This window comes from Enterobacter cloacae complex sp. IR53041, assembly GCF_049238285.1.
Classification (GTDB): Bacteria; Pseudomonadota; Gammaproteobacteria; order Enterobacterales; family Enterobacteriaceae; genus Enterobacter; species Enterobacter roggenkampii.
In genome coordinates this window covers 1-12,849 of the sequence record NZ_JBMKHB010000032.1, presented here as the reverse complement: position 1 = coordinate 12,849, position 12,849 = coordinate 1, and the positions used below count along the sequence as shown (strand labels likewise).

The 12,849-nt window shown below is 55.8% G+C and carries 9 protein-coding genes and 1 pseudogene; 3 read left to right on the top strand and 7 right to left on the bottom strand.

The window, feature by feature from the left end; translation table 11 throughout:
• Positions 1-4: 4 nt before the first annotated feature.
• The 4 genes and pseudogenes from bcsB to bcsR form a co-directional block, all read right to left on the bottom strand.
• Entirely contained in the window at positions 5-2,425 is a 2,421-nt protein-coding gene (gene bcsB, locus ACOTXF_RS19225) for a cellulose biosynthesis cyclic di-GMP-binding regulatory protein BcsB (protein WP_045353332.1), read from the bottom strand.
• A 10-nt stretch (positions 2,426-2,435) separates the two neighbouring features.
• On the bottom strand, positions 2,436-5,051 hold the full coding sequence (gene bcsA / locus ACOTXF_RS19220; protein WP_232926872.1) for a UDP-forming cellulose synthase catalytic subunit: 2,616 nt from the start codon (positions 5,049-5,051) through the stop codon (positions 2,436-2,438).
• A pseudogene (bcsQ, locus tag ACOTXF_RS19215) lies at positions 5,048-5,804 on the bottom strand (cellulose biosynthesis protein BcsQ). The gene bcsA and the pseudogene bcsQ overlap by 4 nt, the downstream one beginning before the upstream one ends.
• 11 nt (positions 5,805-5,815) lie before the next feature.
• The gene (bcsR, locus tag ACOTXF_RS19210) at positions 5,816-6,004 is read right to left on the bottom strand and encodes a cellulose biosynthesis protein BcsR (RefSeq protein ID WP_008503237.1); all 189 of its coding nucleotides are present in this window, start codon (positions 6,002-6,004) and stop codon (positions 5,816-5,818) included.
• Between the two features lie 174 nt (positions 6,005-6,178).
• Between bcsR and bcsE the strand changes: the two genes are divergently transcribed.
• The 3 genes from bcsE to bcsG are packed head-to-tail and all read left to right on the top strand — an operon-like array spanning position 6,179 to position 9,604.
• A complete protein-coding gene (gene bcsE / locus ACOTXF_RS19205) occupies positions 6,179-7,741 on the top strand; it encodes a cellulose biosynthesis c-di-GMP-binding protein BcsE (protein ID WP_048963149.1) in 1,563 nt (520 codons plus the stop codon).
• A complete protein-coding gene (gene bcsF, locus ACOTXF_RS19200) occupies positions 7,735-7,932 on the top strand; it encodes a cellulose biosynthesis protein BcsF (protein ID WP_024908822.1) in 198 nt (65 codons plus the stop codon). The genes bcsE and bcsF overlap by 7 nt, the downstream gene beginning before the upstream one ends.
• The gene (bcsG, locus tag ACOTXF_RS19195) at positions 7,925-9,604 is read left to right on the top strand and encodes a cellulose biosynthesis protein BcsG (RefSeq protein WP_421635292.1); all 1,680 of its coding nucleotides are present in this window, start codon (positions 7,925-7,927) and stop codon (positions 9,602-9,604) included. Before bcsF ends, bcsG begins: the two co-directional genes overlap by 8 nt.
• A 54-nt stretch (positions 9,605-9,658) precedes the next feature.
• Here the strand turns inward: bcsG and ACOTXF_RS19190 are convergent, their stop codons facing one another.
• From ACOTXF_RS19190 to murB, 3 genes are read right to left on the bottom strand one after another with little or no spacing between them, the layout of a single operon-like run.
• Complete coding sequence (locus ACOTXF_RS19190; protein ID WP_047746399.1) at positions 9,659-10,651, bottom strand: glycosyl hydrolase family 8; 993 nt, start codon at positions 10,649-10,651, stop codon at positions 9,659-9,661.
• 16 nt (positions 10,652-10,667) lie between these two features.
• The gene (birA, locus tag ACOTXF_RS19185; protein ID WP_008503241.1) at positions 10,668-11,630 is read right to left on the bottom strand and encodes a bifunctional biotin--[acetyl-CoA-carboxylase] ligase/biotin operon repressor BirA; all 963 of its coding nucleotides are present in this window, start codon (positions 11,628-11,630) and stop codon (positions 10,668-10,670) included.
• The gene (gene murB / locus ACOTXF_RS19180) at positions 11,627-12,655 is read right to left on the bottom strand and encodes a UDP-N-acetylmuramate dehydrogenase (RefSeq protein WP_047746401.1); all 1,029 of its coding nucleotides are present in this window, start codon (positions 12,653-12,655) and stop codon (positions 11,627-11,629) included. The genes birA and murB overlap by 4 nt, the downstream gene beginning before the upstream one ends.
• Positions 12,656-12,849 lie beyond the last annotated feature (194 nt).

The window sequence follows — 12,849 nt, the reverse complement described above, 5'->3', positions numbered from 1 at the left end:
CATCTTACTCATCCGGGTTCAGACGACGACGGCTAATGATTCGCAGCAGACGCCACAGCACCCATGCCAGCAAGACCACGCTGACCGCAGCCAGGATAGCGAGCAGAACCGGATGGTTAGCCAGCGCATACCACAGGCGTTCGAACCACGGCAGATGGCCCACGTAGTACACATCCCCCACGCGCAGGCTATTGACGCCGGACTCACGGATCACCGACACGGAACCAAACATCGCGGCACGTTTACCGCTGTCGTTCATGGCCGTATTGAGCAGTTCATACCCGCGCGGGCTGTCCGCGAGGAGAGCCACCACGCTGCGCTGTTCGTTGTAAGGCGACTGGAAGCCCACCACCGCGGCCATCGCCCCCTGAGACGTTACCGTCGTCTGCGCGCTGGCCTGACGATCGTTCACATCCGGCATAATGCTCGGGAACTCGGTCTGTCGCAGCGGCGTATTGACCCAGGACTGAGCCGCTTTCACCAGCAGATCGATACGTTTGTCATCCTTCAGCTTATCCGGAATGGTCCCGATCACCATGATGTCAGCATCTTTGTTCTGAATCTGGCTGCCATCGTCCGTCAGCGTGACGTTAATGGCCGGTAATCCTGTTTGTCCTCCAACGGTCGCCATGGTGTCGAGCAGGGTCGTAACCTGACCTTCGTTTGGCGCTTTTGGCATTACCACAATGGACTCAGAGAGATCGGCCATACGGCTGAACGGGAAGCCCGCGTTAGCAAAGGCGCGCAGGTCCGGCATCGCCAGGAAGTGATAGTACTTCGAGAAGTCGATGGTCGACTCATCGCCAATCACCACGTGGTTCTGCACCGGCTGGAAGGTGATGCAGTTTTCCGCCGAGCCGCCAGGCATCGGGTTCATGTACTGGAAATCAAAGCGCAGCTGGTTTATCGCACCCAGCTTCAGTGCCGGAATAGAAACATCCGTTTTACCGTCCAGCAACCCCTGCAGCACCGGCAGGCGAAGCATCAGGCGGTTCGTATCCTGCGTGCTTTGCAGGCTGAAGGATTGCAGGAACTGGTTGTTCAGGCTGATATCCATACGCGAGCTGTCTTTGGTGGCTGGCGCGGTATAGCGGTAGTTCAGATTGATATCAATGCCGTTGGTACGCAGCAGGTACAGATCCGGCGGCAGATTCAGCGACAGGCTAATCGGCGCTGGCTCAAGCCCCGTCGCCTGCAGCTGTTCTTCATAGGTTTTCAGCTCGCCAAAGGTGACCGCACGGTCGGTACGCACCCAGTTTGGCGCATCATAAGGTTTACGCGCCAGCAGCGGTTTGACCTCATCTATCACGACGCTGTTGCCGCGGAAAAGGACGTTGCCCTGGGCAATGGCTTTTGCTGCCTGCACCAGATCTTTATCATCACGACCAAAGACCACCAGCAGCTTCACGTACGGGTTTTCCGGGTGGCTTATCATCTCAACGGTCGGCGCGTTGACGTCCGGATGATCGCGCAGGAAGGCCGGACGTTTCGCATTGGTGGCAAACACAATGGCATTTCTGTCCGGCAGTTTGTCATACATCGCCGGGAAGCTCTGGCCGCGCCAGCCCGCGCGTGAACCAAACCAGGAGGCCACAATGGTGGCCGCCAGCTGCTCGGTCACGTCCGGGGACGATGCGAACACCATCGGCAGCGTGAGCGGACGGTTATCACGCGGATCGAAGAACGGAACCGGGAAGGCCGAGAGATCGTTTTTCAGCGCCAGCGACTGGTAGGTCATCTGCAGCGAGGAGTTACGCCCGACGTCCATCCACAGCGTGTTGCTGGCCGGGTTTTCGCAGACATCGCGGTAGTGGCCGACAAACTCCAGGCGGATACGGTTAAAGTCGGTGATGAACAGCGGGTTGATCGGCACCTGCGCCTGCGTTTTCTTGCCGAGCTGCTCTTTCGTGACCGGCAGAACGTCCATCAGCTCGTCATTCAGATAGACCTTCAGCTGAGACTGGGTCGGCAGCAGCGACGGCGACGGCGTGTATTCGAGATTCAGCACCGCATTAGAGACGACCTCGTCGCTGCGCATGCCAAATTCAATGCCGCCGTTAGGGTTGATGCCGCGCAGCACCATGCTGCCCGGAGGCGGCGCAATTTGCGCGAAGGTCAGCTTCACGTCACGCGACGGCGCATTGTCCGCAACGACGGGCGCATTCGCCCCCCGGACGCCCGGCATCACCTGCCCGATGACCTGGCCGTCTGCCGGCAGGGTGTTCCCCTCCGTTGGCTGGTTCGGCATGATGTTTTCAGTTTGACCCGGTGCCGCGGTGACAACCGGATCGGTTGCTTGCGCGACGACAGGTACGGTTGGCGCAGGCGTTGCCGCTGCGTTACCCGGGGCTGCGTTAGCCATTGTTGCGGGGATCGCATTCATCCCCATTGCCACTGCACATAACCAGGAAAGTTTTGTTTTCATCGCGTTATCATCATTGTTGAGCCATAACCGGGTCCGCCTGCTTCGCCTCATCCCGCTCAGGACGACGAGGAATGAACGACACGACCCAGGAAACCAGCGAAGTAAGTGACCGGAAAATTAATTTCACCGACGACGGGGCAAATTCTGCAAGGTGACGATAGCCACGGAACCCCAGCTTCAGAATATCCAGCAGGCTTTCCAGAGGCTTATCCTCCGGGAAGCTGTCCTGCCAGAGAGCCCACGTATCCGCGCGGGCAAACGTACACTGCACAAAATCGATATGTTGCTTTTTGGTCAACGGCATCAGCTGCAGGCCGACTTCATTGCCCACCACGCGAACGACCTGCGTCGGGAAGACATACTCCTGCTGGCCGCGCTTAAGCAGCAGGTTAACTTTTTGCCCTTCCAGCACCTTTGCCTGGCCGTTGATTTTGATCCCCAGACCGCCGTCAGAGAAGTCGTGCACGGTACAGGAGAAGAGATGGCCATCTTCACGGGCGATCGCCGCTGGCATGCAGATTTCCACGCGATGCGCGCGACGAACCTGTTTGCTCTCCACCGACACCGCCACCGCGCCGCCGAGGATAATCAGGTTGTAGAAGACCCAGGCCATACTGACGAAGACGGTCAGGATTTCGTTTTCGGGGCCGTAGAAGTAGCGCCAGATACCCGCAATGACGCCCACGATATTCAGCAGCACCAGGAAGATATACGGCCGGGAGATCACCCAGTCGACGTACTCCTCCTCCACCAGCCCGCCCTTCGCGGTGACGTTGAATTTCCCTTTATGCGGGTTAATCAGCGCCACCATCGTCGGCGGCGCGATGTACCAGGCCAGCACCGTTTCGTAGATTTCACTCCAGAAGGAGTGGCGGTATTTACCCTGTATCTTCGAGTTCGTCAGGCTCGCGTGGATCATGTGCGGCAGAACAAACAGCGCAATCATCAGCGCGGGAGCGTAGATGATATAAGCATGAAGAAGCAGGAACGCCAGCGGCGCGGTCAGGAAGATCAGCCGCGGAATGCCGGACAAGAAGTGGAACATGGCATTGACGTAGCAAAGACGCTGCGCCAGCTTGAGTCCTTTCCCGATCAGTGGGTTATCAAGACGGAAGATCTGCACCATGCCGCGCGCCCAGCGAATACGCTGACCAATGTGCGCCGACAGTGACTCGGTTGCCAGACCGGCTGCCTGCGGGATACGCATATAGGCAGAGGTATAGCCACGACGGTGCAGGCGCAGAGAGGTGTGCGCATCTTCAGTGACCGTTTCGACGGCGATACCGCCAATTTCATCCAGCGGCTTACGGCGTATAACGGCGCATGAGCCGCAGAAGAAGGTGGCGTCCCACATGTCATTTCCGTCCTGTACCAGCCCATAGAACAGCGTGCCTTCGTTCGGAGTTTTGCGGAAGCGGCCAAGGTTACGTTCAAACGGGTCCGGCGAGAAGAAGTGGTGCGGCGTCTGCATCATCGCCAGCTCTTTCTCCTTCAGGAACCAGCCCATGGTCATCTGCAGGAACGAGCGCGTCGGCACGTGGTCGCAGTCAAAAATCGAGACAAACTCCCCGGTGGCATACTTCAACGCGTTGTTGATGTTCCCCGCCTTAGCGTGTTCGTGCGTCGGACGGGAGATGTACTCGACGCCAACCTCCTCCGCGAACTGGCGGAACGCCGGGCGGTTGCCGTCATCCAGGATCCAGACTTTGAGCTTGTCTTTCGGCCAGTCGATGCCCAGCGCGGCATAGATGGTGTTCTTCACCACGCTCAGGTCTTCGTTGTAGGTCGGCACGAAGAGATCGACGGTTGGCCACTGGGTGGTGTCCTTTGGCAGCGGAACCGGCTGGCGGTTGAGCGGCCAAATAACCTGGAAATAGCCCAGCACCAGCACAATCCAGGCATAGGTTTCAGCAAACAGCAGCACCAGGCCGCACACCAGACTCACCGGGTCGTCCCAGTTCAGCGTCGAGGTATAACGCCACCAGATGTAGCGGCAGGAGACGGTCAGCGACAACACGATCAGCATCAGCGCCGAGAAGCGGCCCGGAATTCGGCGCACCAGTAGCGCCACGCCCCACAGCAGGATCAGGAAAGTGAACTGCGCCAGAGGGTTGAAAGGCTGCGTAATACAGACCAGCGCCAGAATGAGCGAGAACACGACGATTACGCCGAGGATAAAACGCCGCAGGCCCGGGTGGAGATGCCCGAGCTCTTTATGGTTATCCAGATGGCTGGTCTTATCGCTTACGCTGTCGGGCAGTCTGTCCAGCCACTGATGATAGCGTTCACGTAACTGCTGCACGCGGGAGAAGCTCCGCCAGTGCGGCGTTTTTGTCTCCGCGCGGGAGGAGGTTGCCACCAGCCAGATGGCCTGAATGAGATAGCGCGCCGGATCCAGTGGACGCGGCCGGTCAGGATTAATGTGCGGATATAGCTCGCTGTGCCGGGCACGTATGCGCTGCCAGCGCGGGTGTTCAAGCGGTATAAACATCCAGGCCAGAATCATCCAGAAACAGCCGAGCGCGGCGCTAAATGCCGACGCACCGTGACGGCGAAAATGCCGGTAATGTTCGCTCAAACGCGAACTGACCGGTGGGATGAGTAACCAGCTGGCGAGACGACTCATACAGCACTCCCTGCATGCTCCGCCCTGTTGGCGAAGTTCAGCAGACACCAGTTAGCCAGCGTCAGGATCTCTTCTGCCGCCAGTGAATCGCTGCGGTATTCACCGAGCGGTTGCTTAGACGCAAGGCATTCCGCCATTCCCTCATCACGATGGATGACAATCGGAAGCAGGCGGCGCTGGCTTTGCAGCCAGACCTGATAGAGATCGTCCTGGATCTGGCTGCCAATGCGCAAATCGTTAATCAGGATATGGCCATTTTGAGGCAGTCCCTGCTGGTGCAGGCGGATATGGCAGTTCGCATCGACGTTAACGATCGAGAGGACATGATCGCACTGGGCGATAAGCTGTCGGGTCAGCGTGCCGGCACCGTGCGGCAGATCCAGCAGGATCCACTTGTAGTGCCCCTTTTCCTTCAGGCTCTGCAGCGCCAGCGTGAACTGTGAAAACAGGCGCTGGTACGCGGCTTCATTCTCGCGTTCCGTAGTGGGTGGTCAGTTGACCAAACGGCAGCAGGTCAAGAAGGGAGGTATAGCGCATACCTGCATCCTGCCAGTCTTTATCGTCAAGCAGCGCGCGGGCCCAGCCCTCTTCGCGAGTAAAGTCGACGTTAAACGACATACGCAGCAAATTATCGGCGCAGGCGTCAATAACCAGCACCGATTCACCTAAAAGCTGTAATGACCACGCCAGCGCCGCGGTAACAGATGTGGTACCCACACCCCCACGGACACCCTGTAATCCGAGTATGGCCATCAATGGCTCCCTTATTGTTGATGGGCGAATTCAGCTAATAACGGCCAGCGTTTAATAGCCGCAGCCAACTGTTCCCGCTGGGAAATATCGGTGTAATCTATTTCAGGTAAAGAAAAGGCCTGCGTCAGCGCCAGAAAATCGTTTTGGAATGTGTAACCCAGGGTCGAGTCGACTGGGGTTCCGGGTTCGTTATTATCCATTCTTTTTCCATCCCTTTGCGTAAAATCGCCAGTTCAGAAGTAGCGAGGCATCCTGCCCTATGAAATTTCATTTACATGCTAAATCTGATGTTCTTTAATTTCAATGTTAGGTTTATTTCTACGCTTTCGCTAGTAAACTGAGATACAGATAAATTAGACGAAAAGAGGGACACCGTGGACTCCATATTTTCTATTGGCATCCAGTCATTATGGGACGAATTGAGCCACATGCCAGTCGGAGGAGTCTGGTGGATTAATACGGACCGTAATGAAGATGCTATCAGTCTGGTAAACCAGACAATTGCTGCCCAGGATAAGGATTCCCGCGTGGCTGTCATTAGCATGGGCGAAGATCCGAAGAAAATTATCACGCTGGAAAACGATCGCGGCCCTCAGACGGTGCGATTATTTTCCATGACATCGGAAGCCGATAGTCTATACTTTTTGTCCCGCGACGTTCAGTGCACTATTGATCCGGATCACTATTTAGTAATTCTTAAATGTGCAAATAACGTCCTGCAAAATATCCCTGCTGAAAAACTGCTGCCCTGGCTGGAAAAAATCAATAAATGGGCAAAATTTCAAAATTGCACGCTACTGATAGTCAATCCCGGCAGTAATAATGACAAGTTGTTCTCACTTTTAATGGGTGAATATCGTTCTCTGTTCGGTCTGGCAAGCGTTCGTGACCAGGTGGGCAGCTATCTCTACGATATTGCATTCTGGTGTAATGAAAAAGGCGTGAGCGCCAGACAACAACTTACGCTGAAACATATCGAGGGTAAGTGGCACCTGGCACAGCAGGAAGAAACCGTGGTGCAACCGCGCAGTGATGAAAAACGTATCCTGAGCCATATCGCGGTTTTAGAGGGGGCACCGGCCCTGTCGGAAAACTGGTCGCTGTTTGAATCTAACGAAGACCTTTTCCACGAAGCCCGCATAACCCAGGCGGCGACCCTTATTTTCTCATTGATGCAGAATAACCAGATTGAGACGCTGGCAAGGCAAATCCACACCCTGCGCCGCCAGCGCGGAAGCGCGTTAAAAATCATCGTGCGCGAAAACAATACCAGCCTGCGCGCCACCGATGAGCGCCTGCTTCTTGGCTGCGGGGCAAATATGGTTATTCCGTGGAATGCGCCGCTGTCACGCTGCCTGACGCTGATCGAAAGCGTTCAGGGCCAGCAGTTTAGCCGCCATGTACCGGAAGACATTTCCACACTGCTCTCTATGACGCAGCCGATGAAGCTGCGTGGATATCAAAAATGGGATACCTTCTGCGACGCCGTCGGCAATATGATGAGCAATACGCTTCTTCCTGCAGACGGAAAAGGGGTTATGGTTGCCCTGCGTCCTGTACCGGGTATCCGCGTTGAACAGGCGCTCACCTTGTGTCGCCCCAACCGTACGGGAGATATCATGACCATTGGCGACAATCGCCTGGTACTGTTTTTGTCCTTCTGCCGGGTAAACGATCTCGATACGGCGCTAAACCATATCTTCCCCCTGCCTACCGGGGATATTTTCTCGAACCGTATGATTTGGTTCGAAGATAATACGATCAGCGCGGAGCTGGTACAGATGCGTGCGCTCCAGCCTGAACAATGGGCTAAACCGCTCGCAATTAAGAGCGATGCGAAACCGATCCTCAATGCCAGACATGATGGCCATATCTGGCGCCGGGTTCCGGAGCCCCTTCGCTTATTAACGGACAACGCGGAGAACGCACCATCATGAATATCAGCGATATCATCCAACTGGTTATATTCTGTGCGCTGATTTTTTTCCCGCTTGGCTACTATGCACGCCATTCCATACGTCGTATCCGTGATACGGCCAGAGTGCTGTTTATAAAACCTCGCTATGTAAAACCAGCCGGAACACTGACACGGGCATCACACGTCAAGGCAGACCGAAAACATGACTAATTCTACCTATACCGCTTCGTCACCCTCGCCGCTCTGGCAATACTGGCGCGGCCTTTCCGGCTGGAACTTCTACTTTCTGGTGAAGTTTGGTCTGCTGTGGGCAGGCTATCTGAATTTCCATCCCCTTCTCAACCTGGTGTTTATGGCCTTCCTGCTGATGCCCCTGCCGAACATCAAGCTGCATCGCTTGCGTCACTGGATAGCCATCCCTGTCGGCTTTGCGCTGTTCTGGCATGATACCTGGTTACCGGGGCCGGACAGCATTATGAGCCAGGGGTCGCAGGTGGCAGGCTTTAGCGCCGGCTATGTCCTCGATCTGACCGAGCGGTTTATTAACTGGCAGATGATTGGCGCGGTATTTGTGCTGCTGGTAGCCTGGCTGTTCCTGTCACAGTGGATCCGCATCACGGTGTTTGTCGTCGCGATTATGATCTGGCTGAACGTGCTGACGCTGGCTGGTCCGGGCTTTTCGCTGTGGCCTGCTGGTCAACCGACCACCACGGTGACCACCACAGGGGGAAGCGCAGCAGCAACCGTTACCACGGCCGGCGATACGCCTGTAGTGGGCGATATCCCAACCCAGACCGCACCGCCGACCTCCACAAATCTGAACGCCTGGCTCTCCAGCTTCTACACTGCGGAAGACAAGCGACAGACTAAATTCCCGGACGAGCTGCCGGCGGATGCTCAGCCGTTTGAATTGCTGGTGATCAACATCTGCTCTCTCTCATGGGCCGACGTGGATGCAGCCGGTTTGATGTCCCATCCGCTGTGGTCGCATTTCGACATTCAGTTTAAAGATTTTAACTCTGCCACCTCGTACAGCGGCCCGGCAGCAATCCGCCTGCTGCGTGCAAGCTGCGGTCAGGCATCGCATAAGAATCTGTATCAGCCTGCCGGCAATCAGTGTTATCTGTTTGATAACCTCGCCAAACTGGGCTTTACGCAGCATCTGATGCTGGGACATAACGGCCAGTTCGGTAACTTCCTGAAAGAGGTGCGTGAACAGGGTGGTATGCAGGCACCGTTGATGGATCAAACTGGTCTTCCCGTTACTCTGCTGGGCTTCGACGGCTCGCCGGTTTATGACGATACCGCCGTGCTGCAGCGCTGGCTTCAGACCATCGAGAAAGACAGTAATCCGCGCAGTGCGACCTTCTTTAACACCCTGCCGCTCCACGACGGTAACCATTTCCCGGGCGTGAGCAAAACGGCAGATTATAAAGTGCGTGCGCAGAAGTTCTTCGACGAGCTGGACGCGTTCTTCACGGAGCTGGAAAAATCAGGCCGTAAAGTGATGGTGGTTGTGGTACCTGAGCACGGCGGCGCGCTGAAAGGCGACAGAATGCAGGTGTCGGGTCTGCGTGATATCCCAAGCCCATCCATCACCAACGTGCCTGCTGGCATTAAATTCTTTGGTATGAAAGCACCCCATCAGGGCGCACCGATTGAAATCACCCAGCCGACCAGCTATCTGGCGATCTCTGAACTGGTTGCCCGTGCCGTTGACGGGAAGCTGTTTGTGGAAGATAGCGTGAACTGGGATCAGCTCACCAGCAACCTGCCGCAAACGGCAGAAGTCTCTGAGAACGCCAACGCGGTCGTCATTCAGTATCAGAACAAACCGTACGTTCGCCTGAACGGCGGGGATTGGGTACCGTATCCGCAGTAACTGATTTACCCCTAACCCTCTCCCCATTAGGGAGAGGGGATAGTCAGTGCGTTGTTATTGCGCCGAAATCCACGCCAGCATTTTCAGACTTGCCGAATAGTAGTCGTCTTTAGAGGTAATTTCGGGTTCTCCGGAAGACTGTCCCATCGTTAAATCGCGTACAGCCAACAGCCCGCCTTCCATCATGTAGGGCGCATATTCGTTGGTCATGACGTTAACCCAGGCGGGCGTTTGTTCCCGGGGGAACTGACCAAACCAGGCTTTCCACGGCGCCAGGAGCGGGCTTTGCTTATCAGACCAGGCAAGGTACAGCGGAATACGAATCGCGTCATAGCTCATCCGCGGCGGCCAGCTTTTGGCAGGTTCCAGCTTGCCATCTGATGCCAGCGAGACCCAGTCAGCGGGCAGATCCGCTTTACCCGAGCCCATTTTTCCCAGCAGGCGCTTCCCGTCCTTAATCAAATCGCGCCAGACCGGTAAATGACTGCGTCCGGCGAAGGCCTGCCAGGCCGGAAACACGAAGTAGGAAGGGTTAAGGATCGCTTCACCGTCAAGCTTAAATCCCTGGACGCCGGGCAGCATCACGCGGTAACCCGCATAGCGGATGACGCTATGGGCAACCAGCGCTTTTGTAATGGCATCCGATGCGGCACCGTAGCGTTTTTCGTGCCAGCGGGCATCGGCTTTAAGCAGCGCCCAGGCAATCAGCACATCGCCATCGGCGGCATTGTTTTTGTCAGCGACCGGGTTGGACTCTGCGGGGTTATAGCGCCAGTAAAACAGACCGTTCTCTTTGTTCTTCAGTTCACGGTTTGTCCATTGCCAGAGCTTATCGAACGTGGCCTTATCGTCGTTGGCCACTGCCATCAGCATGGCAAATCCCTGACCTTCCGTATGCGACACGCCGCCATTGCCGGTATCGACAATGCGGCCTTCCGGTTTGAAAAAGCGTGCCTTATAACTCTCCCAGGCCTGACCCGCCTGAGAGAGGGGTGAGAACAACACGCTCATCATGACGGCCAGCGTCGCGCAGACGGTTTTTCGCATCATTCACTCCATCCGGTTATTCGGCACTCCGCAGGGAAATCTCACCGCCCATCCAGGGTTTGATCACGCCATCTTGCTCCAGGAGCAGCGCGCCCTGAGCGTCAATACCGCGGGAAGTGCCGTAGATCTCTTTATCCCCAATCAGCAATTTCACCGGGCGGTTGATGAAGTTATCCAGTTTTTCCCAACGAGACAGGAACGGTGCCAGCCCTTCCTGCTCAAAAAGCGTGAGCGAGCTGCGCAGCTCTTTAATCATACGTACGGCAAGGGTGTTACGATCGATGACGATCCCCGCCTCCTGGAGGTTAGTCCAGGCCTGATTCACCACATCATTCTGGACATTGCGCATCACCATATTGAGGCCCGCGCCAATGACGATTTGCGCCGCATCGCCCGTTTTGCCCGTCAGTTCCACCAGAATGCCGGCAAGTTTACGATCGTTGAGGTACAGATCGTTAGGCCATTTAACACGCACTTGATCCGCCCCCAGATCGTGAAGCACCTCCGCCATAACGATACCGATGACCAGACTCAGGCCAATGGCAGCGGCCGGGCCCTGATCGAGTCGCCAGTACATAGACAGATAGAGGTTGGCACCAAAGGGGGAAAACCACTTGCGGCCACGACGACCGCGACCGGCCTGCTGATACTCAGCAACGCAGGCATCGCCGGATTTCAGCTCAGGCAGACGATCCAGCAGATACTGGTTCGTCGAATCAATCACCGGCAGCACCGCCACATTACCGTGTCCAATCTGGCTGCGGATCGTGTCTTCATTCAATAATTGTATCGGCTCCGGCAGGCTGTACCCTTTTCCGGGAACCGTGAACACATCAACCCCCCAGTCGCGAAGCGTCTGGATATGTTTATTAATGGCGGCGCGGCTCATGCCAAGCTGTTCACCCAGCTGCTCGCCGGAATGAAATTCACCATCCGCCAGGATACCAATCAGGGTTAACGGGACCGTATTGTCCTTCATGCGATAGTCTCCACGGCGTTGACTTCACCTGTGCGACCAATGAAGCGGACTTCTGGCTCCAGCCAGACGTTAAATTTTTCGCCCACACGCTGGCGAACATAATGAGCCAGCTGTACCACATCGTCGCTGGTTGCATCGCGCTGGTTAATCAGCACCAGAGCCTGCTGTCGGTGAACGGCTGCCCCGCCGACTGAAGTGCCTTTTAGCTGGCATTGATCGATAAGCCATCCTGCTGCCAGCTTCACGCTGCCATCCGCCTGAGGGTAATGTGGCGCGGTTGGCCACTCCTCCAGAAAACGTCGGGCATTTTCGCCGCCGATCACCGGGTTTTTGAAGAAGCTTCCTGCATTTCCGTTAACTTTGGGATCGGGAAGCTTGGTCATCCGCATATGGCAAACCGAGTCAAAAACGTCGCGTGCGGTAACGGTAGCCGGATCGAGACGCGTTAAATCCCCGTAGGTCAATACGGGCTGCCAGTTCTTCAACAGACGCAGGCCCACGGCGACAATCACGTAGCGATCCTGATATTCATGCTTGAAGATACTGTCACGATAGCCAAAACGGCACTGTTCTGCCGTTAAACGCTTGGCCGTTCCGGTCGCCAGTTCGATGCAGTCGACATAGCCACAGACGTGCTTCAGTTCGATGCCGTAGGCGCCGATGTTTTGAATGGGTGACGAGCCGGCGCAGCCTGGAATAAGCGCAAGGTTTTCCAGACCCGGAATCTCTTTTTCGAGGGTAAATTGCACCAGGTGATGCCAGTTTTCTCCGGCACCCACGTGCAGATGCCAGCTATCGGCATGCTCTTCCACATCAATTCCCATGATGCGGTTAATAATCACCGTTCCCGCAAAATCCTCGAGAAACAGGACATTACTTCCTTCGCCCAAAATCAGTACGGGTTCGTTATTTTCTGTTGCGCTTTGCCATGCATCCAGCAGCTGCTGTGCAGTATCGGCACGTACAATTTGATTAGCATTGCGTTGAATGCCAAAGGTATTCCAGGGCTTAAGGGAGTGGTTCATAGACGCTATCCTGATGCAAAAACGCAGGTAGTTTACCGTATAAGCAGGGCGTTGGGGGATCTGTTTGTGCAGCGCAGAAACGCAAAAAGGCCATCCTTTCGGATGGCCTCTTCACTTGTTTGATGCCTGGCAGTTCCCTACTCTCACATGGGGAGACCCCACACTACCATCGGCGCTACGGCGTTTCACTTCTG

Bases quoted from the DNA above. Each gene is read 5' to 3' on its own strand.
- bcsA (WP_232926872.1), bottom strand. From the start codon at position 5,051: ATGAGTCGTCTCGCCAGCTGGTTACTCATCCCACCGGTCAGTTCGCGT.
- bcsG (WP_421635292.1), top strand. From the start codon at position 7,925: ATGACTAATTCTACCTATACCGCTTCGTCACCCTCGCCGCTCTGGCAA.
- ACOTXF_RS19190 (WP_047746399.1), bottom strand. From the start codon at position 10,651: ATGCGAAAAACCGTCTGCGCGACGCTGGCCGTCATGATGAGCGTGTTG.
- bcsR (WP_008503237.1), bottom strand. From the start codon at position 6,004: ATGGATAATAACGAACCCGGAACCCCAGTCGACTCGACCCTGGGTTAC.
- bcsB (WP_045353332.1), bottom strand. From the start codon at position 2,425: ATGAAAACAAAACTTTCCTGGTTATGTGCAGTGGCAATGGGGATGAAT.
- murB (WP_047746401.1), bottom strand. From the start codon at position 12,655: ATGAACCACTCCCTTAAGCCCTGGAATACCTTTGGCATTCAACGCAAT.
- birA (WP_008503241.1), bottom strand. From the start codon at position 11,630: ATGAAGGACAATACGGTCCCGTTAACCCTGATTGGTATCCTGGCGGAT.